The organism is Vannielia sp. SX4 (assembly GCF_052828525.1).
Genome location: NZ_CM128247.1, coordinates 2,773,691 through 2,798,336, shown reverse-complemented (window position 1 = coordinate 2,798,336; position 24,646 = coordinate 2,773,691). Strand labels below are relative to the sequence as shown.

28 protein-coding genes and 1 tRNA gene are annotated in these 24,646 nt (G+C 66.6%); 16 read left to right on the top strand and 13 right to left on the bottom strand.

The features are described from left to right. Positions 1–35: 35 nt before the first annotated feature. From ACUXVX_RS13785 to ACUXVX_RS13755, 7 genes are all read right to left on the bottom strand, one after another. On the bottom strand, positions 36–959 hold the full coding sequence (locus ACUXVX_RS13785) for a DMT family transporter (RefSeq protein WP_315898497.1): 924 nt from the start codon (positions 957–959) through the stop codon (positions 36–38). Next, a complete protein-coding gene (locus ACUXVX_RS13780; protein WP_446308745.1) occupies positions 956–1,240 on the bottom strand; it encodes a putative quinol monooxygenase in 285 nt (94 codons plus the stop codon). The genes ACUXVX_RS13785 and ACUXVX_RS13780 overlap by 4 nt, the downstream gene beginning before the upstream one ends. A gap of 95 nt (positions 1,241–1,335) precedes the next feature. Next, on the bottom strand, positions 1,336–2,145 hold the full coding sequence (locus ACUXVX_RS13775) for a substrate-binding domain-containing protein (protein WP_446308744.1): 810 nt from the start codon (positions 2,143–2,145) through the stop codon (positions 1,336–1,338). Then, positions 2,142–2,885, bottom strand: coding sequence for an ATP-binding cassette domain-containing protein (locus ACUXVX_RS13770; protein ID WP_446308743.1), 744 nt, complete (start codon positions 2,883–2,885; stop codon positions 2,142–2,144). The genes ACUXVX_RS13775 and ACUXVX_RS13770 overlap by 4 nt, the downstream gene beginning before the upstream one ends. Beyond that, complete coding sequence (locus ACUXVX_RS13765; RefSeq protein ID WP_446308742.1) at positions 2,878–3,585, bottom strand: ABC transporter permease; 708 nt, start codon at positions 3,583–3,585, stop codon at positions 2,878–2,880. Before ACUXVX_RS13765 ends, ACUXVX_RS13770 begins: the two co-directional genes overlap by 8 nt. A gap of 188 nt (positions 3,586–3,773) precedes the next feature. After that, positions 3,774–4,367 (bottom strand): outer membrane protein, encoded by a 594-nt coding sequence (locus ACUXVX_RS13760; RefSeq protein ID WP_446308741.1) that lies wholly within the window; start codon positions 4,365–4,367, stop codon positions 3,774–3,776. 232 nt (positions 4,368–4,599) lie between these two features. Then, positions 4,600–4,689: transfer RNA gene (locus ACUXVX_RS13755), tRNA-Ser, on the bottom strand. A 232-nt stretch (positions 4,690–4,921) separates the two neighbouring features. Between ACUXVX_RS13755 and ACUXVX_RS13750 the strand changes: the two genes are divergently transcribed. From ACUXVX_RS13750 to proB, 12 genes are all read left to right on the top strand, one after another. Further along, on the top strand, positions 4,922–6,082 hold the full coding sequence (locus ACUXVX_RS13750; RefSeq protein ID WP_446308740.1) for an NAD-dependent epimerase/dehydratase family protein: 1,161 nt from the start codon (positions 4,922–4,924) through the stop codon (positions 6,080–6,082). A gap of 137 nt (positions 6,083–6,219) precedes the next feature. Next, the gene (locus tag ACUXVX_RS13745; protein WP_446308739.1) at positions 6,220–7,110 is read left to right on the top strand and encodes a hypothetical protein; all 891 of its coding nucleotides are present in this window, start codon (positions 6,220–6,222) and stop codon (positions 7,108–7,110) included. Positions 7,111–7,213: 103 nt separating this feature from the next. Then, the gene (locus tag ACUXVX_RS13740; protein WP_222469033.1) at positions 7,214–7,507 is read left to right on the top strand and encodes a ribbon-helix-helix domain-containing protein; all 294 of its coding nucleotides are present in this window, start codon (positions 7,214–7,216) and stop codon (positions 7,505–7,507) included. A 94-nt stretch (positions 7,508–7,601) separates the two neighbouring features. Next, the gene (locus ACUXVX_RS13735; RefSeq protein WP_446308738.1) at positions 7,602–7,997 is read left to right on the top strand and encodes a VOC family protein; all 396 of its coding nucleotides are present in this window, start codon (positions 7,602–7,604) and stop codon (positions 7,995–7,997) included. Positions 7,998–8,019: 22 nt separating this feature from the next. Further along, positions 8,020–8,556 carry a Twin-arginine translocation pathway signal gene (locus ACUXVX_RS13730; protein WP_446308737.1) on the top strand — a complete coding sequence of 179 codons (537 nt, stop codon included), beginning with the start codon at positions 8,020–8,022 and terminating at the stop codon, positions 8,554–8,556. A gap of 12 nt (positions 8,557–8,568) precedes the next feature. After that, positions 8,569–10,140: a GMC family oxidoreductase gene (locus tag ACUXVX_RS13725; protein WP_446308736.1), complete on the top strand. Its 1,572-nt coding sequence runs from the start codon at positions 8,569–8,571 to the stop codon at positions 10,138–10,140. Between the two features lie 275 nt (positions 10,141–10,415). Beyond that, the gene (locus tag ACUXVX_RS13720; protein ID WP_446308735.1) at positions 10,416–11,105 is read left to right on the top strand and encodes a 50S ribosomal protein L21; all 690 of its coding nucleotides are present in this window, start codon (positions 10,416–10,418) and stop codon (positions 11,103–11,105) included. A 21-nt stretch (positions 11,106–11,126) separates the two neighbouring features. Then, positions 11,127–11,396, top strand: a complete 270-nt coding sequence (rpmA, locus tag ACUXVX_RS13715) for a 50S ribosomal protein L27 (RefSeq protein WP_222469038.1) — start codon at positions 11,127–11,129, stop codon at positions 11,394–11,396. A gap of 150 nt (positions 11,397–11,546) precedes the next feature. Then, positions 11,547–12,098 (top strand): GNAT family N-acetyltransferase, encoded by a 552-nt coding sequence (locus ACUXVX_RS13710; protein ID WP_222469039.1) that lies wholly within the window; start codon positions 11,547–11,549, stop codon positions 12,096–12,098. Positions 12,099–12,131: 33 nt separating this feature from the next. Next, on the top strand, positions 12,132–12,392 hold the full coding sequence (locus tag ACUXVX_RS13705; protein WP_446308734.1) for a hypothetical protein: 261 nt from the start codon (positions 12,132–12,134) through the stop codon (positions 12,390–12,392). 97 nt (positions 12,393–12,489) lie between these two features. Next, on the top strand, positions 12,490–13,527 hold the full coding sequence (gene obgE, locus ACUXVX_RS13700) for a GTPase ObgE (protein WP_222469041.1): 1,038 nt from the start codon (positions 12,490–12,492) through the stop codon (positions 13,525–13,527). After that, a complete protein-coding gene (gene proB / locus ACUXVX_RS13695; RefSeq protein WP_446308733.1) occupies positions 13,515–14,630 on the top strand; it encodes a glutamate 5-kinase in 1,116 nt (371 codons plus the stop codon). Before obgE ends, proB begins: the two co-directional genes overlap by 13 nt. Positions 14,631–14,656: 26 nt before the next feature. On the opposite strand, the gene ACUXVX_RS13690 is transcribed toward proB, so the two are convergent. Beyond that, positions 14,657–15,289, bottom strand: coding sequence for a DUF1638 domain-containing protein (locus tag ACUXVX_RS13690; protein ID WP_446308732.1), 633 nt, complete (start codon positions 15,287–15,289; stop codon positions 14,657–14,659). Positions 15,290–15,345: 56 nt separating this feature from the next. On the opposite strand from ACUXVX_RS13690, the gene ACUXVX_RS13685 reads away from it, so the two are divergent. Beyond that, positions 15,346–15,921: a TetR/AcrR family transcriptional regulator gene (locus ACUXVX_RS13685; RefSeq protein ID WP_446308731.1), complete on the top strand. Its 576-nt coding sequence runs from the start codon at positions 15,346–15,348 to the stop codon at positions 15,919–15,921. Positions 15,922–15,932: 11 nt separating this feature from the next. On the opposite strand, the gene ACUXVX_RS13680 is transcribed toward ACUXVX_RS13685, so the two are convergent. Beyond that, on the bottom strand, positions 15,933–16,637 hold the full coding sequence (locus ACUXVX_RS13680; RefSeq protein ID WP_446308730.1) for a corrinoid protein: 705 nt from the start codon (positions 16,635–16,637) through the stop codon (positions 15,933–15,935). Between the two features lie 228 nt (positions 16,638–16,865). Between ACUXVX_RS13680 and ACUXVX_RS13675 the strand changes: the two genes are divergently transcribed. Further along, positions 16,866–17,975: a PA0069 family radical SAM protein gene (locus tag ACUXVX_RS13675; protein WP_446308729.1), complete on the top strand. Its 1,110-nt coding sequence runs from the start codon at positions 16,866–16,868 to the stop codon at positions 17,973–17,975. A 68-nt stretch (positions 17,976–18,043) separates the two neighbouring features. Then, positions 18,044–18,853: a GMP synthase gene (locus ACUXVX_RS13670; RefSeq protein WP_446308728.1), complete on the top strand. Its 810-nt coding sequence runs from the start codon at positions 18,044–18,046 to the stop codon at positions 18,851–18,853. A gap of 48 nt (positions 18,854–18,901) precedes the next feature. Here the strand turns inward: ACUXVX_RS13670 and bmt are convergent, their stop codons facing one another. The 4 genes from bmt to ACUXVX_RS13650 form a co-directional block, all read right to left on the bottom strand. Further along, a complete protein-coding gene (gene bmt / locus ACUXVX_RS13665) occupies positions 18,902–19,915 on the bottom strand; it encodes a betaine--homocysteine S-methyltransferase (protein ID WP_222469048.1) in 1,014 nt (337 codons plus the stop codon). Positions 19,916–20,021: 106 nt separating this feature from the next. Continuing rightward, positions 20,022–22,100 (bottom strand): phosphatidylglycerol lysyltransferase domain-containing protein, encoded by a 2,079-nt coding sequence (locus ACUXVX_RS13660; RefSeq protein WP_446308727.1) that lies wholly within the window; start codon positions 22,098–22,100, stop codon positions 20,022–20,024. A 134-nt stretch (positions 22,101–22,234) separates the two neighbouring features. Beyond that, on the bottom strand, positions 22,235–22,549 hold the full coding sequence (locus ACUXVX_RS13655) for a DUF1476 domain-containing protein (RefSeq protein ID WP_222469050.1): 315 nt from the start codon (positions 22,547–22,549) through the stop codon (positions 22,235–22,237). An 87-nt stretch (positions 22,550–22,636) separates the two neighbouring features. Then, a complete protein-coding gene (locus tag ACUXVX_RS13650) occupies positions 22,637–23,653 on the bottom strand; it encodes a hypothetical protein (protein WP_446308726.1) in 1,017 nt (338 codons plus the stop codon). Positions 23,654–23,875: 222 nt separating this feature from the next. Between ACUXVX_RS13650 and purC the strand changes: the two genes are divergently transcribed. Beyond that, positions 23,876–24,640: a phosphoribosylaminoimidazolesuccinocarboxamide synthase gene (purC, locus tag ACUXVX_RS13645; RefSeq protein ID WP_222469052.1), complete on the top strand. Its 765-nt coding sequence runs from the start codon at positions 23,876–23,878 to the stop codon at positions 24,638–24,640. The last annotated feature ends 6 nt before the right edge of the window (positions 24,641–24,646 follow it).

Sequence of the window (24,646 nt, the reverse complement as noted above, 5' to 3'; positions counted from 1 at the left end):
GTGTCTTGCGGCACACAGCCCGGTGCGCGTGGGGGTCAACGCGCGTTCGCGCGCAGGTTGATGAAGTTGCCGCCGAGGATCAGCGCCGCGCCGAGGACCACCCAGATATCGAGCGACTCGCCGTAGAAGGCCATGCCGACGAAGGCCAGCAAGGGCAGGCGGATGAAGTCCATCGGCATGACGATGGAGGCGGGCGCGAGCGAGAGGGCGCGGGTCAGGCAGGTGTGGGCGGTCAGCCCGGCGACGCCGATCAGCACCACGTAGGGGATGGCCGAGGTGGAGGGCCATGTCATGTGGCCGTCGAGAAAGCCGCAGGCCAGCCCGAAGACCGCCTGCATGGTGGTGATGTAGAACAGTATGCAGAGCACCGAGGCCTGACGGGTCAGCACCTTGGTGAAGATCGCGGTGAGGGCAAAGCCGACGGCTGCTGCCGCTGCCGCCGTCAGGCCGGGGTCGAGGTTGGTGAAGTCGGGGCGGGCGACGATGAGCACGCCGATGAAGCCGAGCCCGGCGCTCAGGGCTTTTACAGCCGTGAAGCGCTCGCCGAGGAAGAGCGCGGCCAGCAGGATCACCCAGAGCGGCGAGGTGAACTCGATGGAGATGACCTGCGCCAGCGGGGCCATTGTGATGGCGAAGAACCACAGGTTCTGCCCGGCGAAATGGGCCACGTTGCGGGCGAAGTGGAGGTGCAGTTGGCGGGTGGTGATCTGGTGGGTCTGGCGCGTGGCGAAAACCAGCGAGACGATGATGAAGATCCCGACGAAGCTGCGATAGGTCATGATCTCGAAGGTATCGAGCTCGACCGACACCTGCCGCCCGGCCACGGCCATGGTGGCGAAGGAGGCGATTGCGCCCAGCATCCAGCCCATCGCGGGCAGCAGGGCGTTGGATTCGGGTGTGCGGGGGCGGGCGGCGACACCGGCGGGCGCGATCTCGCCGGGCGAGGGGCTGCGGCTCACGCCTCCTCCTCGGTCACGGTGAAGTCGCGGGTGATCTCGCCGCTGGATTCGCCCCAAGCGGAGGATTTGGTGCGAGCCTGATGGGCTGCGAAGGCCTCGGGGCTCTCGAACAACTCATCGAGGTGCCAGACCATCGGATCATCGCCCTGGGTCAGGTTGAAATGGATGTTGCCGGGTTCGGCGCGGCTGAGGCGGATGTGCTCGGGCAGCAGCTTGCGGGCGGTCTCGGCCTGTGCTTCGGTCGTGCAGATGAGGCGGCCCTCGACGCGGATCTGTCCCATGCTCTTTTCCTCCCGGCTGCGACAGGGCGGAAGGTGGGGCGGCGGGGGAGGAAGGTCAAGCGCCGAAGCGCCCGCCTTCGCCCCGCGCCCGGCGATCACTCTGCCGCGTTGGGAAAGAACAACTGTTTGCCGTTGGGGGCGAAGGCCTGAATGGCATCTTGTCCCTCGGGGCCGAGCAGCCATTTGGCGAAGGTTTCGGCCTCGACGATGCGGGTGGTGGGGCAGGCGGCAGGGCTGACGACGATGAGGCCGTACTGGTTGAAAAGCTTGGGGTCGCCCTCCACGAGGATCTCGAAATCGCCCTTGTTCGCGAAGGTGTCCCATGTGGCGCGGTCGGTCAGCACATAGGCGCCCTGCGCGGTGCCGAGGTTAAGGGTGGCGCCCATGCCGGAGCCGGTCTCGAGATACCATGTGCCGGAGGCGGCCTTGGGATCGGCACCGGCCTCGGACCAGAGTGCAAGCTCGGCCTTGTTGGTGCCCGAGTCGTCGGCGCGGGAGGCGAAGGGGGCCTCGCTCTCGGCAATGGCGGAAAGAGCGGCGAGGATATCGTCGCCCGCTGCGCTGGCGGGGTCGGCGGCGGGGCCGACGAGGATGAAGTCGTTATACATCAGCGGGTGCCGGGCGAGCCCTTTGCCCTCGGCGACAAAGGCCTCCTCTGCGGCGCGGGCGTGGGTGATGAGCATGTCGCCATCGCAGTTGCCGGCGTTCTTCAGCGCCTGACCGGTGCCGACGGCGACCACGCGCACGTCGATCCCGGTTTTCTCCTCGAAGATCGGCAGCAGGTGCTCGTAGAGGCCGGAGTTCTGGGTGGAGGTGGTGCTTTGCACGGTGATGTGGCTCTGCGCGGCGGCGGGCAGGGCGCCCAGGAGGGCAAAGACGGCGGCGCTGAAAAGGGGGCGGATCACAGGATGAGTCGTCCTTGAAGATAGGCTTGGGCCTCGGCAGAGGCAGGGGTGGAAAAGAAGCGGGGCGCGGGGGCGTGTTCGACGGCGCGGCCCTTGTGGAGAAACACGACATCGCCGGCCAGGCGCTCGGCCTGGGCGCGGTCGTGGGTGACGAGGATGACCTTCACCCCGCGCCCGGCGGCGCGCAGGGTGATGGCTTCGATCGCGGCGGTGGCCTTGGGGTCGAGCGAGGCGGTGGCCTCGTCGAGCAGAAGCAGCGCCGGGTCGGCGGCCAGCGCCCGGGCCATCGCCAGCCGCTGCTGTTCGCCGCCTGAGAGCGAGCGGGCGGGAGAGGCGGCGAGGGCGGTGAGGTCGCATTGCTCCAGCAGTTCGGAAATACGGGCCGGGCGCGCGGCGCGGGGCACGCCTGCCAGTTTGAGCGCATGGGCGAGGTTGGCGCGGGCGGAGCGGCGCAGGAGGACCGGCTTTTGGAACACCAACGCGGGGTGGGCGAGGCGTGGCGCGAGGTTGATCTCGCCCGCATCGGGCGGGATGATCCCGGCGATGGCGCGCAGCAGCAGGCTCTTGCCCGCACCGTTCGGCCCGAGAAGCGCGGTTATGCCGGTATGGCCGAGGGTCAGCGACACCCCGCGCAGCAGCGCACGCCCGGAGCGCGAGAGGTGTAGCCCCGATATGGCGATGCCCGGCTCGGCGTTGGGGGGCTCGGGCCGGGAGAGCGGGATGACGCGGCGCTCAGCCATGCGCGGGCTCCCCGATTCGCTGGCGCAGGCCCATCAGGGCGGCGTTGATCGCCAGCGAAGCAACCAGCAACACGATGCCGAGCGCCAGGGCCAGCGCCAGCTCGCCGCGCGAGGTCTCCAGCGCGATGGCGGTGGTCATCACGCGGGTCAGATGGTCGATGTTGCCGCCGACGATCATCACGGCGCCGACCTCGGCCATGGCACGGCCCAGCCCGGCGAGGGCGGCGGTGACCAGCGCGGGGCGGGCCTCCCACAGCAGGGTGCCCATGGCCTGCGCGCGGGTGGCGCGCAGGGCGCGGAGGGTTTCGGAATATTCGGCGTCGAGATCCTCGACCACCTGACGGGTCAGCGCGGCGATGATGGGGGTCACCAGCACCACCTGCGCGATGACCATGGCGGTCGGGGTGTAGAGTAGGCCGAGCACGCCGAGCGGACCGGCGCGGGAGAGCAGCATGTAAAGCACGAGGCCGACGACCACTGGGGGCAGGCCCATTGCCGCGGAGACCGCGAGCGAAAGCGCCCCGCGCCCGCGGAACCGGCCCACGGCGAGCAGCGCTCCAAGCGGGAAGCCGATGGCGCAGGCGATCAGCACGGCCAGCCCGGTGACCTGTGCAGATAGGGCGACGATCTCGAGAAAGTCGGCATCCGCCCGGACGATCAGCCCGGCAGCCTCGGCAATGGCCTCGCGGAATGCAGACATGGCGGATGGCCCCTCCCAAGGCAGCTCGGGCGCATCCTAGGGGGGAATCGGGCGGGGCGGAAACCAGACTTTCGACTCTGTGGGGCCTTTGAGCGACGTGGCCGTTTGGTGGCGGTCAGGGGCGCGCATGAAAAAGGGGTGGTGCGCAAGGCACCACCCCTCTCATCGACCTCTGATCGGGGACGCGATCAGAAGTTGTAGCTCACGCCGATGCTGAAGGTGTCGTGCGACACGTCCAGACCATCGGTGTCACCAAAGTCGTTGAATTGGTGGTTCAGGTACTCACCGCGCACCGAGATCGACTCGGTTGCGGCATATTCCAGACCGGCACCCAGCACGTAGCCGTCGCCGCTGTCACCCTCGACGGTGAGGTTGGAGTAACCAGCGGTGGCGTAGGGCAGGAAGTTGCCAGCGTCGTAGCCGAGGCGGCCTTTGAGCATCCACTCGTCGGCGTCTGCATCACCGGCGTCGGTGCCGATGGAGAGGGAGCTGTAGGCCAGTTCGCCACCGTAGACGAGGCTGCCGTTGTCCCACAGGTAACCGCCGTAGAGGCCGTAGTTGTCGTTCACGTCGAAGTCGGTGGAGCCAGCGGCGCTGTCGATTTCGCCCGAGCCGGTGCCGAAGGACAGGCCGACGTAGCCGCCGGACCAGTCGCGGCCAGCGTCGTAGACGGGCGCGGGAGCAGCGACCGGGGTCTCAACGATGACCGGGTCGAGGTTGCCTGCAAAGGCCGGGAGGGCCAGTAGAGCGGGGAGGGTGGCTGCTACGATTGTCTTCTTCATGTCTCTTATCCTTGTGGTCTGTCCTTGTGGACGTGGTGTTTTGGTCCTCGTGGACGTGAGCCCATACAACGGCTCATTCAAGGTTTCCGTTCCTCAGAAAATGATCCGGTTCTGTCACGCTTTCGGGAGGCGGATGTGAGAGCGCTGTGAGGGCCGAGCGCGGGGCATGCACGCGGCACGCGGCCGAGGCCCCGGGGGCGGGGCTAATGCTATCTACGGCGGGGAAGGAAAGTGGCGGAGAGACAGGGATTCGAACCCTGGGTGGGCTTGCACCCACAACGGTTTTCGAGACCGCCCCGTTCGACCACTCCGGCACCTCTCCGCGATCCCTGTGGTCTCAGGTGGCGCGGATGTATACGCGTGGGCCGGGCGGCGCAACCCCTTTGAGCGGGCCCGTTGCGTGCGTGCTATGCAAGGCGACGTGACAGAGGCTTCCGGGCAACCCTACAGCGCCTAAATGCGCTGTCGCGATTGACCTGAGCGGTGCCTTCGATATCAACGCCGGTGCAGGTGGGGGCCTAGCTGGTGTTGAAGCGCTGGGAGGCGCCCTGGTCATGAAAGTCATCATTCTTGGTGGAGACGGGTTTTGCGGCTGGCCCAATGCGCTGCACCTCTCGGCGCGTGGCCATGATGTGATCATCGTCGACAACCTGAGCCGCCGGAAGATCGACATCGAGCTGGAGGTGGAGAGCCTCACCCCGATCCGCCCGATTGGGGAGCGCCTGCGGGTCTGGAAGGAGCTGACCGGAAAGGAGATCGGGTTTCATGACTTCACGGTGGGGGAGCATTATCACCGGCTGCTGACGCTGTTTCAGGACGAGAAGCCCGATGCGGTGATCCATTTCGCCGAGCAGCGGGCGGCGCCCTATTCGATGAAATCCAGCGCCCACAAGCGCTACACGGTGAACAACAACCTCAACGCCACCAACGATGTGCTCTCGGCCATCGTGGAGAGCGGGCAGGATATTCACCTAGTCCATCTCGGCACCATGGGGGTTTATGGCTATGGCACGGCGGGGATGAAGATCCCCGAGGGCTACCTGAAGATATCGGTCGATACCGCCAATGGGCCAAGCGAGCAGGAGATCCTTTATCCGGCAAACCCCGGCTCGATTTACCACATGACCAAAACGCAGGATCAGCTGTTCTTTCACTTCTACAACAAGAATGACGGGGTGAAGATCACCGACCTGCATCAGGGCATCGTCTGGGGCACGCAGACCGAAGAGACGGCGATGGACGAGCGGCTGATCAACCGGTTCGACTATGACGGCGACTATGGCACGGTGCTCAACCGCTTCGTGATGCAGGCCGCCATCGGCTACCCGATGACGGTGCATGGTACCGGTGGGCAGACGCGGGCGTTCATCCATATTCAGGACACCTGCCGCTGCATCGAGTTGGCGCTGAAGAACCCGCCGGCGGACGGCGAGCGGGTGAACATCCTCAACCAGATGACCGAGACGCACCGAGTGCGCGACCTTGCGCAAATGCTGCACGCCCAGATGGGGGCGGAGATTGCCTATCTGGAGAACCCGCGGCAGGAGGCGGAGGAGAACGACCTGCATGTGACCAACGACCGCTTTCTGGGCATGGGGCTGGAGCCGATCACGCTGGAGGCGGGGATGCTGGAAGAGGTGCGCGGGATCGCGGAGAAATACGCGGGCCGTTGCGACCGCGAGAAGATTCCATGTGTCTCGCTCTGGAAGAGCTGAGGCGCGGCGTGGTCCCTGCCTGACCCGAGCGGCGATTTCTGCCGCCTGCCGTTCAAATTGCCGGGATCGGCTTGGAAACGCCCGCTCAAGGGCATATGCCAGTGTCGACCTGCCGATGTTCCGGAGACATGCGCCTGATGCTACGCCCTGCCCACGCCCTTTGTGCCGCCCTTCTGGCCGCGCTCCCTGCCTTCGGGCCGCATGGCGCGGTGCTGGCCGAGACCGGTGCGGCGCAGGCGGCGGAAGAGCCGGCCAAGGCCCCATTGGCAGAGGCGGAGACCCGCAAGCTCTTGGACGCCATCGGGATGGACCGGCTGCTGCCGATCCTGCGTGAAGAGGGGCTGGCCTATTCGGTCGCGCTGGAGAGCGAGCTCTTTCCCGGCGCGGGGGGCGAGCTTTGGCCGGAGCGGGTGAGTGATATCTACAAGACCGAGCGGCTGGATGCGGTGATGCTGCGGCGCATGTCGGAAGAGATGGCGGGCGTGGATACTGCGCCGCTCTTCGAGTTTCTCGACAGCGAGCGGGGCCGCAGGATCATCTCGCTCGAGATCTCCGCCCGGAGTGCCCTGCTCGACGAGACGGTGGAGCAGATGAGCCGCGATGCCTTTGACGAGATGCGCGGGCAGGACAGCGAGCGGCTGGATGCGCTGCGCGCCTATATCGACGCCAATGATCTGGTGGAGACCAATATCGCCGGGGCGCTCAACTCCAACTACGCCTTTTACCAGGGGCTGGCCGCCGGAGGCGCGCTGCCTGCGGAGATGAGCGAGGAAGACATGCTGCGCGATGTCTGGATGCAAGAGCCGGACATTCGCGAAGAGACCGAGGCTTGGGTCTGGTCGTATCTCGCGATGGCCTACAAGCCGCTGGAGGATGCCGACATCGAGGCCTACACCGCCCTGTCGCAGACGCCGGAGGGGCGGGCGCTGAACCGGGCAATCTTTGCCGCCTTCGACACGCTCTTTGCCGATATCTCCCGCGACCTCGGGCTTGCGGCCTCTCGGTTCATGATCAGCGAAGACATCTGACACCCGACCAATTGCCCTGTTGGACAGCCCGGCGGGCCGTGCAATGCTGGCCTCCCGCGGCCTCCGGGGAGGGAGCGCGGGGAGACAAGGGAGGACACCAACCATGTGCCATGTCTTTGCCGGGCAGGACCCGGAGCGCTATGCCACCACCACGCGGCGGCTCAGGCTGAACGGGCAGAGCACCAGCATCCGGCTGGAGAATTCGTTTTGGGCCATTCTCGACGAGATCGCGGAGCGCGACGGGCAATCCACCCCCGCCTTCATCTCGAAGCTGCACTCCGAGGTGCTGGAACTGCGCGGCGAGCCGGTGAATTTTACCTCGCTGCTGCGCGGGGCCTGCCTTGTGTTTCTGGAGATGAAAGCGGCGCCCGAAGAGCCCGCCATCGCCGCCGAATAGGCAAAACCGCAGGGTAGTAGAAGGTTACTACCCGCCCCTTCTCCCGCCTTGGCACCCTTGTTTCAGCGCAAACGCATTGAAACAGGAGAGCGACTTGGCAAAGGCCATACACTCGATGATCCGCGTGCTCGACGAAGAGCGCTCGGTTGACTTCTACCGCCGCGCCTTTGGGCTCGAAGTGGCGGACCGGCTCGATTTTCCGGAGTTCACGCTCGTTTACATGAGCAACGGTGAAACCGGCTTCGAGGTGGAGCTGACCATCAACAAGGACCGCACCGCGCCCTACGACCTGGGCGACGGCTATGGGCATCTGGCCGTTTCGGTCGGGGACCTAGACGCCGAGCATGCCCGCTTCGAGGCTGAGGGTTTGAAGCCGCGCAAGCTGGTGGAGTTCGCGCCTGCCGGGGAGGTGGTGGCGCGGTTCTTCTTTGTCGCGGACCCGGACGGATACCAGATCGAGGTGCTGGAGCGCAGCGGGCGCTTTCAGTGAGGATGTAAAGGGAGGAGAAATCATGCATAAATCAGCCAGCAGCGGGCAGGCCCATCGCGGCCTGACCCGGCGCCAGCTTCTGTCACGGGCGAGCGCCGCGGGTGCCAGCTTTGTGGTGGGCGCGGGCTTTGTGGCCGCGCCAGATGCGGCCTGGGCGGCCGAGACGGTGGCGCTGAAGCCCGAGAGCTTTGCCACGCTCGTTCAGATGGCGCGGGATATCTACCCGCATGACCATGTGAGCGACGAATATTACGTGATCGCCGTGAAGGGCTATGACAGCGCCGAGGCAGCCGAGGGGGTCGAGGCAGGGATCGCCGCGCTCGATGCCGCCGCGCAGGGCAGGGGACACGCCAGCTACCTTGCCGTGGGCTGGGAGCGCGAGCGCGTGGATATTCTGCGCGCGATGGAGGACAGCCCGTTCTTCCAGCAGATCCGCGGAGGGCTCGTGACAGGGCTCTACAACCAGAAGGCCGTTTGGCCGCTCTTCGGTTACGAGGGCGAGAGCTTCTCGGAAGGCGGCTACATCGACCGCGGTTTCGATGACATCGCGTGGCTCTGAGGGGGGAAGATCATGACAGCACCTTTTGAACAGACTGACGATAGCGTGGTCGTCATCATCGGCACCGGCGCGGGCGGCGGCGTGCTCGCCAACGAGCTCGCGCAGAAGGGCGTCAGCGTTGTCTCGCTGGAGGCCGGGGGCCGCTATCTGCCGGAGGACTTCATCAACGACGAGTGGGAGAGCTTTGGCCAGCTGGCCTGGACAGACCCGCGCACAACCAGCGGAGACTGGCGGGTGGCCAAGGACTTTTCGGGTCTGCCCGCCTGGATCGTGAAGGCCGTGGGCGGCACCACCACCCACTGGGCGGGTGCGAGCCTGCGCTTTCAGGAGCACGAGTGGAAGGCCGCCACCACCTATGGCGATGTGCAGGGTGCCAACCTGCTCGACTGGCCGATCGACGCCGCCGAGATGGCACCGTGGTATGAAAAGGCCGAGACCAAGCTGGGGGTGACGCGCACCGGCGGGCGGCCCGGCCTGCCCGGCAACAACAACTACAAGGTCTTCGAGAAGGGCGCCAAGGCGCTGGGCTACTCGGAGGTTCACACCGGGCGCATGGCGATCAACTCCGAAGATTATGATGGCCGCCTTGCCTGCCAGCAGACCGGCTTTTGCTTTCAGGGCTGCAAGTGGGGCGCCAAATGGTCGTCGGTCTATACCGATATCGAGTATGGCGAAGCGACCGGCAATCTGGAGGTGCGCGAGCGCTGCCATGCCGCCCGCATCTTGCATGATGACGCGGGCAAGGTGACCGGGGTCGAGTATTTTGACGCCGATGGCAATTTGCAGATGCAGGCGGCACGGATCGTTTGCGTGGCGGGCAACTCCTTCGAAAGCCCGCGGCTGCTGCTCAACTCGGCGTCGTCGATGTTCCCTGACGGGCTCGCCAACAGCTCAGGTCAGGTGGGGCGCAACTACATGCGGCACATGACCGGCTCGGTCTACGGCGTCTTCGACAAGCCGGTGCGGATGTGGCGCGGCACCACCATGGCCGGGATCGTGCAGGACGAGGCAAAGCACGACCCCTCGCGCGGCTTTGTCGGCGGCTTCGAGCTGGAGACGCTCTCGCTGGGCCTGCCGTTCATGGCGGCCTTCCTCGATCCGGGCGCATGGGGCCGCGAGTTCACCACCGCGCTGGACGGCTATGAGAACATGGCGGGCCTGTGGATCGTAGGTGAGGACATGCCGCAAGAGACCAACCGGGTGACGCTGAACCATGACGTGACCGACCAGCACGGGCTGCCGGTGGTGAACGTGCATTTCGACGATCACCCGAACGACGTGGCGATGCGCAACTATGCCTACGAGAAGGGCATGGCGATCTACGACGCGGTGGGGGCAACGCGGACCTTCCCCACGCCGCCATACCCCTCCACCCACAACCTCGGCACCAACCGGATGAGTGAGAATGCGCGGGATGGGGTGGTGAACAAATGGGGCCAAACCCATGACGTGGCCAATCTTTTCGTTTCCGATGGCTCGCAGTTCACCACCGGGGCGGCAGAGAACCCGACGCTGACCATCGTTGCACTGGCGATCCGCCAGGCCGACCACATCGCACGGGAGATGTCTTCCGGTACCCTCTGATCCTCCCTGCCGGGCAGACGGGACGGCGGCGCCGAGGTGCCGCCGTCTTGCGTTGATGGGTACTACTGTGGCAGGGCAGATCGGCCACCGCGCGGGGCCGGAAACCCCCTTGACACAAAGCCCTTTCCGCCCGATAAGCCGCGCTCTACCCGAAGGCGGGTGGAAAACCTATGCAACAAGGCCCATGTGAAGGGCACGCTGTTCGAGGTGGCCGACAGGCCGGCAACGCCCCGCGAGGGGGACCGCAGGAACGCGAAAGACGTAAGGAAAACAACATGTTTGCGGTTATGAAAACCGGCGGCAAGCAATACAAAGTGGCGAGCGGCGATGTGCTGCGCGTCGAGAAGCTGGCCGCAGAGGCGGGTGAGACCGTCCAGTTCAACGAGATTCTCATGGTTGGCTCCACCATCGGCTCCCCGATGGTCGACGGTGCCGCCGTGCAGGCTGAAGTGATCGACCAGATCAAAGGCGAGAAGGTCATCCACTTCGTGAAGCGCCGCCGGAAGCACGGCAGCCAGCGCACCAAGGGCCACCGCCAGCAGCTCACCCTGCTGCGCGTCACCGACATCCTCGAAAAGGGTGGTGACAAGACCGGCGTGAAGGCCGCCATCGGTGCTGGCTCGGTTTCGGGTGCTGCCGTGGCCGCCGCCGTGAAGGCCGCGCCGAAGAAGGCCGCCGCGAAGAAAGCCGAAGAGAAGCCCGCCGCCAAGAAGGCCGAGGCTCCGAAGGAAGAGAAGAAAGCCGCTCCCAAGAAGGCCGCCAAGGCCGAGGGTGGCGACGATCTCAAGCAGCTCTCGGGTGTTGGCCCGGCGCTTGAGAAGAAACTGCATGAAGCGGGCGTGACCACTTTCGCCCAGATCGCCGCCTGGACCGACGAGGACGTGGCTGCCATGGACGAGAAGCTCTCGTTCAAGGGCCGCATCGAGCGCGAAGGCTGGATCGAACAGGCCAAGAAACTGGCCTGAGCCGAGAAGGAGTAGAGAGATATGGCACACAAGAAAGCAGGCGGTTCTTCCCGTAACGGCCGCGACTCCGCGGGCCGTCGCCTCGGCGTCAAGAAGTTCGGCGGCGAAGCCGTAATCCCGGGCAACATCATCGTGCGTCAGCGCGGCACCAAGTGGTGGCCGGGCGAGGGCGTGGGCCTTGGCAAGGATCACACGATCTTTGCAACCTCCGAAGGTCAGGTGACCTTCCACAAGGGTATTAAAGGCCGCACGTTCATTTCGGTGCTTCCGATGGCGGAGGCCGCTGAGTAAGCCGGACCCGAGACGAAATCACATTTCAGGGGGGGACGGCCAAGGCCGATCCCCCCCGTTGCGTTTTTGGGCCATTATAGGCCCGGCGGAAGGGGAGAGGGGCCCTGACCGCAAGCCGGTGTTTCCGGCGAACCGGAGGAGTAACGACACATGCAACAGGACCGGATTTCCGGACAGCCCGTGATCACTGCGGAGCGGGTCACACTGCGCCCGCTGCAGCAGAGCGATGCGGGGCTGATCACGCTTTACGCCAGCGACGAGCGCGTGGCCCGCGCCACCCGCCATCTGCCGCATCCGCTGCCGCCCGGCACGGCCGAGGGGTTCATCCGTGGCTCCCACGCCGAGAACCGGCGCGAGGACGTCTGGGCGATCGACGGCACCGCCGCGGGGATGGGCGAGCTTGTGGGCATCGTGGCGCTTTCGCGGATGGAGCCGGAGAAGGGCCGCGAGCAGAGCGAGATCCGCTACTGGGTGGCCCCGGCGATGTGGAACACCGGCCTTGCCTCCGAGGCGGTCGCGGCGATGGTCGAGGCGAACCCGCAGGGCTCGCACACGATGTTTGCCGAAGTGTTTCAGGACAACCCGGCCTCGGCGCGGGTGCTGACCAACGCGGGCTTTGAATACCTCGGCGATGCCGAGGCCTATTCTGTCAGCCGTGGGGGCACGGTGCCGACCTGGACCTACCTCAAGAAGCTGGCATAAATCGCTGGCACAGCACGTTTTCGGGGGCTCGGTATGTTTGAGCGGTTGCGGTTTCTGTTGCCCACGCTGATCTCGATCTGGGCCGTGTTCGGCGGCCTCTTCTACGTCGGCACGCGCCTTGCGGCGGGTGAAACCATGAAAGCCAACCGGGGCATCTTGCGCATGCTCGCGGATGGGCTGAACGGGCTCGCAGAGGCGCTCGGGCCGGGCATGGCGGGCTACGGCCTGATGACGCTGGCGATCTTCGGGGCCGTCTTCTGCACGGTTTGGGTCTGGCGCGAGATGGCAGGCTAGGCCGGCAGCACCCGCCGTCACATGCCCCGCGTGGAGGCTTGAGAAGCCCTGCACGATGCGATACCTCGCGGGAGCCCAAGCCCAAGGACGCAGCCCCATGCAGTTTCTCGACCTCGCAAAGGTTTACATCCGCTCCGGCGCGGGAGGGAACGGCTGTGTCTCGTTCCGCAAGGAGAAGTACATCGAGTATGGCGGGCCGGATGGCGGCGACGGTGGCACCGGGGGCGATGTGATCGCCGAGGCGGTGAACAATCTCAATACGCTGATCGACTTTCGCTACCAGCAGCACTTCTTTGCCAAGAACGGCCAGCCCGGCATGGGCCGCCAACGCACCGGCGCGGATGGCAATGACATCATCCTGCGCGTGCCGGTGGGCACCGAGATCCTCGAAGAGGATGAGGAGACGGTGATTGCCGACCTGACCGAAGAGGGCCAGCGCGTGGTGCTGGCCAAGGGCGGCAATGGCGGCTTCGGCAACCTGCATTTCAAGAGTTCCACCAACCAGGCGCCGCGCCGGGCTAACCCGGGCCAGCCGGCAGTGGAGCGCACGATCTGGCTGCGGCTGAAGCTGATTGCGGATGCGGGGCTGCTGGGCCTGCCGAACGCGGGCAAGAGCACTTTTCTGGCGGCGACCTCCAACGCGCGGCCCAAGATTGCGGATTACCCCTTTACAACGCTGCACCCGAACCTCGGGGTGGTGGGCGTGGACGGGCATGAGTTTGTCATGGCCGATATTCCGGGGCTGATCGAGGGCGCCCATGAGGGCCGTGGGATCGGCGATCGTTTCCTTGGACATGTGGAGCGCTGCGCGGTGCTGCTGCACCTTGTCGATGGCACCAGCGAGGATGTGGCGGAGGATTACCGGACCATCACCCACGAGCTGGAGATGTATGGCGGCCACCTTGCCGACAAGCCGCGCGTGCTGGCGCTGAACAAGGTCGATGCACTGACCGACGAGGAGCGGGCCGAAAAGCAGGCCGAGCTTCAGGAGGCGGCCGGGCAGCGGCCCTTCCAGATTTCCGGCGTGGCCGGTGAGGGCATTCAGGAGGTGCTGCGAGCACTGCGGGCGCAGATCGTCCGGGCGCGCCGCGATGAGATCGCGGATGAGGACGAGGACGCGCCGTGGCAGCCTTGAGCGCGGGCCTGGGGCAGGCCAGGCGGCTTGTCGTCAAGATCGGCTCGGCTCTGCTGGTGGACCGGGTGTCCGGCGCGCTGCGGCAGGAGTGGCTGGTGGCGCTGGCCGAGGACATCGCCGCGCTGAGGGCGCGGGGCTGCGAGGTTTTGCTGGTCTCATCTGGCTCCATCGCGCTGGGGCGGGGCGTGCTCGGGCTTGGCGTTGAGGAACTGGCGCTGGAGCAGAGCCAGGCAGCGGCAGCGGTGGGGCAGATCCGGCTGGCGCGGGCCTATGAAGAGGTGCTGGCGCCGCATGGGATGAAGGCCGCGCAGGTGCTGCTGACGCTGGAAGACAGCGCCTCGCGGCGGCGCTACCTGAACACGCGGGCGACGCTGGAAACGCTGCTGTCGCTCGGGGTGCTGCCCATCGTAAACGAGAATGACACTGTGGCCACCGACGAGATCCGCTTTGGCGACAACGACCGGCTGGCTGCGCAGGTGGCGGTGACGGTGGGGGCCGACACGCTGGTGCTTCTGTCCGATGTGGACGGTCTCTACACCGGTAATCCTTCGGTCGACCCGGCGGCGACGCGGTTTGACGTAGTCGAGGAGATCACACCCGAGATCGAGGCGATGGCGGGCGATGCAGGCTCGGGCTTGTCGCGCGGGGGTATGAAGACCAAGCTGCTGGCCGCCCGCACGGCGACCACGGCGGGCTGCGCCATGGCGATTACCCACGGCTTTGCGCTGAACCCGCTGAAGCGGCTGGAAGAGGGCGCAAATGCCACGTGGTTCACCGCTCAGACCACGCCGCAGGCCGCCCGCAAAGGCTGGATCGGCTCGATGAAGCCACGCGGGGCGGTCAGGGTGGATGCGGGCGCGGCCAAGGCGCTTGCGGCGGGCAAATCGCTGTTGCCGGCCGGGGTGCGCGGCGTTGAAGGGGCATTCCTGCGCGGTGATCCGGTGGAGATCGTCGGGCCGGGCGGGCACCTCGGGCAAGGGCTGGTGCGCTATACGGCCGAAGAGGCCGGAGTGATTGCCGGGCACCGCTCGGAAGAGATCGAGGCGCTGCTGGGCTATCCGGGGCGGGCGGCCCTGATCCACCGGGACGATATGGCGCTTTAGGCTGCTCAGGGGCCGCGGGCCCGCCGTTACGCGGATGCCAGCGCCACCTCCAGATCGCCGTAACCGGTGAAGCGGCGCTCGAACTCCAATCCCAGTGTTTGGGCGTGCTTTTTCGCAAGCACAGTCAGCGCCGGATCGTCGGTTTGGGCCTGATAGACCAGCTTTGTGTAGTGTCCGAAGTACATCTCCTTCAGCTCCGGGTGCTTGTCGAACTTCAGCGGTTTGGTGACGAAGGCATCGAACTGGCGGACGAGAAAGTCGGTCAGGTAGAAGGCGGTGATCTCGTCGTCATGGGCGGCGAAGGCGGCGTTGCCCTCGAAGAAGCTGTAGCAATGCGGGCCGGCGACCATCTCGACGCCGAGGGCCTTGCAGCGGGCCTCCAGCAGGCCGCCGGTGCCGCAATCGGCGTAGACCACGAAGATGCGCTCGAAGGCTTTGCGGTGCTTCTCCACCGCCGCCTCCACCGCATCGGGGATCGCCTCGGGGCGGTTGTGCAGGATCGCGGGCAGGCAGGTGAGCGCCATGTGGTGCCACTGGTTGGCCTCGATCAGCGCGAGGATCTCGCGGGCCAGCGCACCGCAAGCGATGAGCAGGAGCTTGCCCTGACCGGCGGGGGCGAGGCCGTCTTCGGTCAGTTTGCTGTCGCTCGGGAGCCTCATTGGCAGCTCCGCAAAATCGAATTGACCACGGTCACCTTTCGGGCGACCACAGCGGTATGAGCGAACCGATTCAGCGCCGCGCCCGCGTCACAAGGGCCAACCTCATTGCCGCCGCCGAGGGCATCGTGACCCGCGAGGGCTTTGGCGGGCTGCGTGTGGAGCAGGTGGTGAAGGCGGCGGGGGTGGCCAAGGGCACGTTCTTTACCCATTTCGCCGACAAGGATGTGCTGATGGAGCAGCTCGTGGCCAAGCGGCTCTCGCGGCTGATGGATGCGCTGCAAACTGCGCGCCGCCCGTCGAGCGCCAAAGGGCTTGCGGCGACCCTCGGCCCGGTGATCGAGCTGCTGACCTGCGAGCGCTATGTGTTCGACCTTGTGCAACGTGCCTCTCTTGCCGACGGACCGATTGCCGAGGCGCTCTCGCGGCTCGATATCATCATCACCGGCTGGTTCGGCGGGCTCTTCGGCGCACCGCCTTTCCGCACTGATCTGTCGCCCAAGGTGATGGCCGAGGGGATCCGGGCCTTCACCCTGATGGCGATGGCCCGGCATGTGGCCCGGCCCGGAAAACAGACCGAGCCGGTGAAGGCCCTTGCGACCCAGGTCGAGGCCTATCTGATGCCGCCCAAGTAGGGCGGGGTGGGTCACCCCGCCAGCTGGTTGTGCTTGCGGGCGATGAACTGCTTGGCGGTTTCCACCGCAACGGCGGCATCGCGGCAGTAGGCATCGGCGCCGATTGCCTTGCCGAACTCTTCGTTCAGGGGCGCACCGCCGACCAGCACGATGTAATCCTCGCGCATGCCTTGCTCGACGAGCGCGTCGATCACAACCTTCATGTAGGGCATGGTGGTGGTCAGCAGGGCGGACATGCCCAGAATGTCGGCCTCTTCGCGCTTGAGCGCATCGAGATAATCCTCGACCGGGTTGTTGATGCCCAGATCGACCACCTCGAAGCCCGCGCCCTCCATCATCATGGAAACGAGGTTCTTGCCGATGTCGTGGATGTCGCCCTTCACGGTGCCGATCACCATCTTGCCCATGCGGGGCGCGCCGGTTTCGGCCAGCAGCGGCTTCAGGATGCCCATGCCCGCCTTCATCGCGTTGGCGGCCAGAAGCACCTCGGGCACGAAGAGGATGCCATCGCGGAAGTCGTCGCCGACCACCTTCATCCCCGCGACAAGCGCCTTGGTCAGAACGTCATAGGGGGCCCAGCCGCGCTCCAGCAGGATGTTCACGCCCTCTTCGATCTCCTCCTTGAGGCCATCGTAGAGGTCGTCATGCATCTGGGCGGTCAGGTCCTCGTCGGAGAGTTCCGAAAGGATGATGTCGTCTTCTTCATCCGCAGACATGGGCAGTTCCTTTGTGTGGCCATCGTTGGGCCGGAGGCGGTTTTCTGTATCGAGCCATTGCCGGAATGGCGCAAAGCGACTTTCCGATTTGCGACATGGCACGCACGTTTGCCGACTTATAGCGGGGATTTGCGGGGGATGGGCGCGAAAAATAGTCATGAAGGTCATGCGGTTCTTTCAAATGTTCGTGGTATGTTCTATATGTTCTCCAAACGGCGAGGTGCGACCATGGGATTTGGAGAAGCATCAGGGCGCGGCTGGGCGGTGCCGGAGCATCGGCGACGCGGGCGCGCGGCCCTTTCGAACGTGGCAAACCGGTTTGATGCCTATGCCGTGGAGCGGGTGGACGATGGCTGGGGCAGTGGTGCGGAGGAGGAACTGCCGCCGCTGCGGACGGAAGTGGCGTTGGAGAGCCCGCGCAAGATCATCAGCCGCAACAGCTCGCCCGATCTTTCGTTTGACCGCTCGATAAACGCCTATCGCGGTTGCGAGCACGGCTGCATCTACTGTTTCGCCCGGCCAACCCATGCCTATCTCGGCCTCTCGCCTGGGCTTGACTTCGAGACCCAGCTGGTGGCCAAGCCGAATGCGCCGGAGCGTTTGGCAGCGGAGCTGGCCAGCCCACGCTATGAAGTGGCGCCCATCGCCATGGGCACCAACACCGACCCGTATCAGCCGATCGAGCGCACCCACCGGATCACCCGGCGGCTGCTTGAGGTGCTGCGCGCGCACAATCATCCGGTGGGCATTGTCACCAAGGGCAGCCTGATCGAACGTGATCTGGATATTCTAGGTGACATGGGCTGGGAGGGGCTGGCGCGGGTGGGCGTTTCGATCACCACGCTTGATCCGGAGCTGTCGCGCAAAATGGAGCCGAGGGTGCCGAACCCGGCGCGGCGGCTGAAAATGATCGAGCGGTTGGCTGGGGCGGGGGTGCAGGTGCGGGTCATGGCCTCGCCGATGATCCCGGGTCTGACGGACCACGAGATGGAGAAGATCCTTGCTGCGGCGCGGGATGCAGGGGCTGTGGCTGCGAGCTATATCGTGCTGCGCCTGCCGCGCGAGGTCTCGCCGCTGTTCCGCGATTGGCTGGAGGAGGCCGCGCCGGAGCGGGCCAGCCGGGTGATGGCGCGGGTGCGCGAGATGCACGGCGGGCGTGACTATGACTCGGAGTGGGGCCGCCGGATGAAGGGGCAGGGCACCCATGCGGCGTTGCTATCGCACCGGTTCGAGGTGGCCTGCAAACGGCTGGGGCTGAAGCGCAACCTGCCGCCGCTGCGCTGCGATCTCTTCCGGGTGCCGCCCAAGCCGGGGGACCAGCTCGACCTGTTCAGCTAGGGCGTTCGTCGCAGATCTGTTATCTTTCCCGCATAGGTTGCTTTGCGTTTGATTGAGGGAGAGTTGAGATGGTTGCATTTGAACATGCCGTTGCCCGGATTGCCGTGTGGAACCTTGGGTGTTTCTTCCCTGCCGGACCGGAGAAGACAGAGAACCAGATCGAGGGGCTAGCGCTGCTGGATGCCGAGATCGTGGTGCTGGTGGAGGTGAACCCGGCCAGTTACATCGAAGTGCTGCGCGAGGGGCTGGCGGCCAAGGGGCTGGATTACCAGGCGGTGTTGGTCGAACAGACGGTGGCGCATCAGCACCTCGGCATCCTGCACAAGCAGGGGGTAGAGATCACCGGCAAGCAGATCCTCGATGGCTCGGAGGGTGATTACACCACCGGCCGCCGTGCTGTGATCGCCGACCTGAAGGTGGGCGAGTTCGAGGCGCATCTGATCGCGGTTCACCTCAAGTCGGGCCGGGGCGCGGGCGAGCAGGCGCTGCGCGACAGCCAGTGCCGGTTCATCGGTGATTACATCACCACCTATCAGGAGCAGCCCGGAAACCGGCTGAAAACGGTGCTGCTGATGGGGGATTTCAACATGATCCCGGGGCAGGACGTGAGCAACTTCCACCACCTTGGCGGCGGGGATGTGATGGACTTTTTGTCCTGCTGGGATTTGCAGGAGAGGTTCTCGCATATTCTGGAGGGTGGCCCGGCGAACCTGCTGGATGGCTTTGCGATCAGCCGCATTCCGATCAAGAACCGGGCCTACGTGCGCGGCAGCCTGCGGCTGTTTCCGATGCACTGGACGATGGACATGGGCCGCGAGACCTTCCGCGAGGAGGTCAGCGACCATCTGCCTTTCACGGCGACGTTCAAGATCACGTGAGCGGACGGGCGGCAAAGGGGCCGCCCGGTGAGACATTAGGCGGCGCGCTCAGCTCCGGCGGCGGCCGCGGCGCTGGCGCTCGGGCGCGGGGCCGTCGCCCGTGCCATCGGAGGCCGAGGAGAAGCCGCCGAGTTTTTCGGCGATCTCTTCGAGCGTCGGGGCGGCGGCGGCGGGGCGGGTATCGAGCGCCTCGCGCATGGCGGCAAGATGCTCGGGCGTGGTGCCGCAGCAGCCGCCGATGATCCGCGCGCCCATGTCACGGGCCATGCAGGCGTAGTCTGCCATAAGTTCGGGCGTGCCATTGTAGTGGATGTGCCCGTCGACATACTTGGGGATGCCCGCGTTGCCCTTGGCGACCACCGGAATCTCGGGGCCCTCGGCGAGAAAGCCCTTCACGGTGCGCAGCAGGTCGGAGGCGCCGACGCCGCAGTTGGCGCCGAAGGCGAGCGGGGGCGTGGGCAGCTTGGTGGCGAGTTTGACCATGCTGGAGGAGGTGACGCCCATCATGGTGCGGCCTGCGGTGTCAAAGCTCATAGTGCCAACCCAGGGCATGCCGGCCAGCGCGCAGGCCTCGGCGGCGGCCTTGTATTCTTCGGGGGCGGAGATGGTCTCCACCCAGAGCACATCTGCGCCGCCTTCCTTCAGGCCTTCGGCCTGCTCGTGGAACATCTCCACCGCGTCCTCATGGGTAAGGGTGCCAATGTTGCCCATGATCTCGCCGGTCGGGCCCATCGAGCCTGCGACCACCACGGTGCGCCCGGATTTGTCGGCCACCTCGCGGCCGATCTCGGCGGCCATGCGGTTGAGCTCGCGCACCCGGCCTTCGGCGCTGTGCAGTTTCAGCCGCGAAGCGTTGCCGCCGAAGCTGTTGGTCAGGAAGAGGTCGGAGCCGGCATCGACGGCGCCCTTGTAGAGCGCGGCGATCCGGTCGGGGTGCTCGTCGTTCCAGAGTTCCGGCGCGTCGCCGGACTGAAGGCCCATGTTGAACAGCGTGGTGCCAGTGGCGCCATCGGTCAGCAGAAAGGGGCGTTCGGCCAGCAGGGTCGAAAGAGCGTCGGGCATTGGGGCCTCCGGGCGTTGGGTTGGCGGGTGGGTGCCACAGGGCGCGGCGGGGCGCAACGTCGAATGCTGCAAGACGTTATGAGGCGCGGGGGCAGGGGGGCGGCGCTCAGGAGGCGCGGCGGAGAGGCGCGGCGGCGTCCTGCGGAGGCTCGGGCACGGCGCGGGGGGCGAAGCGACCCGGTGCGGCATGCTCGGGGCCGAGGCGGGGCAGCGGGCGGGGTCGGGCGATGCGGCGGGCGATGTCGACCGCGGCGAGCGACAGGGCGAGGCGGTTTGGGGCGGCGATGTAGAGCCGCTCCCAGCGCGGGGCGAAGCAGGCCTTGAACTGGCGCAGCCCGGCCCCGCCGGAGGCCTCGTCGAGCCGGGTGCGGAGGGCGGAAAAGAGCGCGCTTTCAGGGTCTTCCCCCTCAAGCCTGGCCTGCCGGAGCGGCACCGCGGCGAGCGAGAGCCGCAGGCAGCCGCGCCGAGCGGCGTCCGCGATAGCGCGGGCGACAAGGGCGTGCATGGTGCCGTCGGGTGCGGAGAGGCCGCCCGGCTCCTGCTCTGGCAGGGTGCGCATGAGGTCGAGAACCCATTCGCGGGTCGACACATGGAAGCTGGCAAAGCCGAGGATGCGGCCCTCTGCGCGGGCAATGTAGCGATATTGGTGGCCGATGTAGACGGGGCAGAAGCGCCCCATCGAAAACCCACGTGCGCCGCTGCGCGTGGCTTCCCACGCCGCGGAGACGGCGGCCATCTCGGCGGCGGTGGCCGGGTCGGGCGGGCCGATCTCGCGGGTGATTTCGATGCCGGCCTTTTCGGCGCGGCGCAGCTTGCGGCGGAGTTGCCGGTGATCGGGGCTGTCGACGGAAAAGCCGAGCGGCTCGATCACCGCCTCCTCTGAGACAGGCAACACCTGGAAACCCGCGCGGCGGGCGGTGGCGGCCATGCGGGGGCCGGCCTTGTAAATCACCGGGGCGAGGCCGCGTGCGCGGGCCTCTGCGCGCAGCGCGGCAAGCCAGTGCCGCCGCTCACCCCAGGGCCCGAAGGGAGCACCGAGGGCGACGAGGGCCGAGCCGGTGGGGCCAGCCGCCCACCCGCCACCCGCGCCGGGGGCCTCGAGCCAGCCCAGCTCGCCCTGGCGGATCAGCCCGGCCTCGGCCCGGCGGGCGGTGGCGAGGTGCCATGCGAGATCCTCTGAAGGCGGCCGTCCGGCGCGGCGGAACACGGGGCGAAAACTCGACTTGTCTTCGCGTTCCTGCCGCAGGGTGGCCAGCGATCGGACAGGCCCGATCGCCGCTGCAAGCAACCCCAGCCCGGCGGGCAGGGCATAGTAGACCAGCCGGAAGCCGAGGATGGCGCAAGAGAGCGCGGTGCCATCGACCTGCGCCAGAAGCAGCAGAAGCGCGGCCTCGAAGGGGCCGGCGCCGCCCGGCGTGCCGCCCATGATGCCCGCGCCGAGGGCCAGCAGGAAGGCGGGCAGGAGGGTGAGGTAGGCAAGGTCGGTGCCGGGGGGCAGCAGGAGCCAGAAGGCGAGCGCGGCGGCGGCACAGTCGAGCGTGGCGAAGACGGCGATGCGGGTGGCGAGCCAGATCGAGGGCAGGCGGGGCAATCGCGAGAGCCCGCCCCAGTGGGGCGGCCAGAGGCAGAGCGCCACGACGAAAGCGCCTAGCGCCAGGCCGGCGGCGCCAACGGCTTCGGCGAAGGGGAAGGTGGAGGGCAGTAGCAGTAGGCACAGCGAGGTGAACAGGCCCCACCCGGCGAGGAAGGAGAGCGCCACGGCGGCGGTGACGCCGAGCGCGCGGGCAAGGCCGAGGCCCGGCAGCATCCGCCAGCGGAGCAGCGCGCCGATGACCAGCCCGAAGCCGGTGGACTGGCTGACGGCGATTGCGGTGACGCCCGCGCCCTGCACTGCGTCCTCGTTCTGACCGGTTGACAGCCAGCGGTGAATAGCGAGGTCGTAACGCCCGAGTGCCCAGAAGCTGACCACGGTCATGCATAGCGCGCCGACCCAACGTGAGCCGGGCAGGGTCGAGAGCTGGGCCCAGCCTGCGCTGAGGTCGAGCCCGTGCAGCCAGCCCGCCAGCAGAGGCAGGAGTGCCAGCACGCCGAGGATCGGCAGGCCCTGCCGCAGCACCAGTCTGCCGAGGCCCGCCTCCTTCAGCGTGCCGGCAGCGCGTTGCAACCCGTGAGAAACCTTGCCCATTCCGCCTCCTGCTGCGGATCTCTGGACAGGGTGCTATCAGCGCGGAGTGACCAAGGGCTTAACCGCCCTCGCAAAAAAGAAAACGGCCGGGCGGGGCCGGCCGTTTGCATCGAGGTCGTAGAAGCGAAAGAGCCTCAGCTCTCTTCCATCAGCTGGGCCTTGGCCTCGGCCATCATCGCCTTCATCTGGGCGCGGACGGTGGCCTCGTCGGCCAGATCACCGAGGTCGCCCTTTACCTTGCGATACACATCCTCGTCGCCCGCCTCTTCAAAGTCGGCCTTCACCACTTCCTTGGCGTATTCAACGGCGTCGTCGCCCGCTTTGCCCAGCAGGCCGGCGGCCCAGAGGCCCAGCAGCTTGTTGCGCCGCGCTTCAGCCTTGAACTGCATTTCGGCGTCGTGGGCGAACTTGTTTTCAAATGCGTTTTCGCGATCGTCGAAGGTGGACATGGGGGCCTCCCGGTTTGAATCTTTGTCTCTATTTAAGAGCCCCGAGCCGGGATGGGAAGGCGCGAAAGGGCGAAAGCGGCGACAGGCTCAGCTTTCGAGCCCGAACAGCTGCGCAAGCCGGGTGGCGGCGGCATCGCGCTCGGCGTGGGGGCGGGTGCCACGGGCAAGCAGCGCGCGGGCCCGGTCAAGTGCCGCTTCGGTGCGCCCGGCCTCGAGATCGGCGGTCATGGCGTCGAGCCAAGGCACCTGTTCTTCTTCGGTGAGCCCGTCGGTGACAGCGGCGACGAGGAGGGTGGTGAGTTCATCCTCCCAGTTGGCCCTGTCTTCGTTCGAGGCTGCCGGGGCCGGAGCCACAGGCGCAGGGGCTGCGGGCCGTGGTGCGGGTAGGGCGGCGGGCGGCGTGCCACCCGCATGGGTGGAGAGTTCCAGCACCGCGCTATGGGCGCTGCGATCGACCAGAAGCTCATCGGCGTCGATCCCAAGGGCGGCGAGCAGGGCAGCTTGCCTGCTGGGCGAGATCAGCCCGCCGGGATCGGACGGGTCGGGCGGCGCTTCTTCTTCCAGCGGGTGGGGACTGCCGGTTTGGCTGCGCTGCCAGTCATCCTCTGCGGAGGCACGGTGGATGCGCAGCGCCCGAACAACGGACCCGCCGCGAAAGACGGTGAAGCCATATTCGCCACCCGGATGGCGACCGCCGGTAAGGCGGAAGGCCAGCACCTCGGCCTTCGGCAAGGCACGGCTGAGGGCGGCGAGACGCGGGGAGGGGCCGGCATCGGAGCGCTCGCGGAACTCGATCAGCGTGTGCTTGGCAGGGCCGATGGGGGCAGAAAGGCGGATCTCGCGGTCGGCACCGCCAAAGCCCATGTCATCGACCATCTCGCGGGCGAGCACCCCTGCGGGCAGGGTGCCACGGGGTTGCACGAGGAGCGGGGCGGCGGGAGAGGGCGCAGCGACGCGGCGGCCGATGAGGCGGCCCAGAAGGCCTGCCGGTTTGCCTTTGCCGTTGGCGGGATCGGGGGCCTCGGCCCGGGCCAGAGCCTGCGCCACATCGCGCGGCGGTGCATCGACGAGGGCAAAATCCAGCACTGCAAAATCTTCAACCATGATCCCCCCGAAGGCCCTACGCCGCCCTCCTGCGGCCCGGCAGGCTCAACCTAACCGCAGCGCTCTCCGGGGCCAAGCCTTGCCGGAGGTGCCTGCGCGGCTGTGCGCCGCGCCGTGCGGGCTTTGCTCCGCTTGCGGCTGCGGCATCGTTGCACTATAGCCCGCCTAGTGAAGCGTGGCCCTTTCCGGAGCCGCGCCCTGCTGCATCTGGATTGGACCGAAATGGCACGACGCAAGCTCGTCTACGAAGGCAAGGCCAAGATTCTTTACGAGGGCCCCGAGCCCGGCACTCTGGTGCAGTATTTCAAGGATGATGCCACCGCGTTCAACGCCGAGAAGAAGGCGACGATCGAGGGCAAGGGCGTGCTGAACAACCGGCTTTCCGAGTTCTTCATGACCGGGCTGAACAACATCGGCGTGCCGACCCACTTTCTGAAGCGGCTGAACATGCGCGAGCAGCTGATCCGCTCGGTCGAGATCGTGCCGCTTGAGGTGATCGTGCGTAACTTCGCCGCGGGCTCGATGGCCAAGCGGCTCGGGCTGGAAGAAGGCACGCAGTTGCCGCGCCCGATCATCGAATTCTCTTACAAGGACGACAAGCTGGGCGACCCGCTTGTGCCCGAGGAATACATCATCGCCTTCGGCTGGGCGACGCAGCAGGATCTCGACGACATCGTGGCGCTGGCGCTGCGGGTGAACGACTATCTCAGCGGCGTGATGTATGGCGTTGGCATCAAGCTGATCGACTTCAAGATCGAGGTCGGCCGGATCTGGGAGAACGATTACATGCGGCTCATCGTGGCCGATGAGATCAGCCCCGACAGCTGCCGCCTGTGGGATCTGGAGACCGGTCAGAAGCTCGACAAGGACGTGTTCCGCCGCGATCTCGGCTCGCTGACCGATGCCTATACCGAAGTTGCCCGCCGCCTTGGCGTGCTGCCCAAAGGCGGCGCCGCGCCGATGGGCAAACCGACCCTGATCAACTGAGGAGAG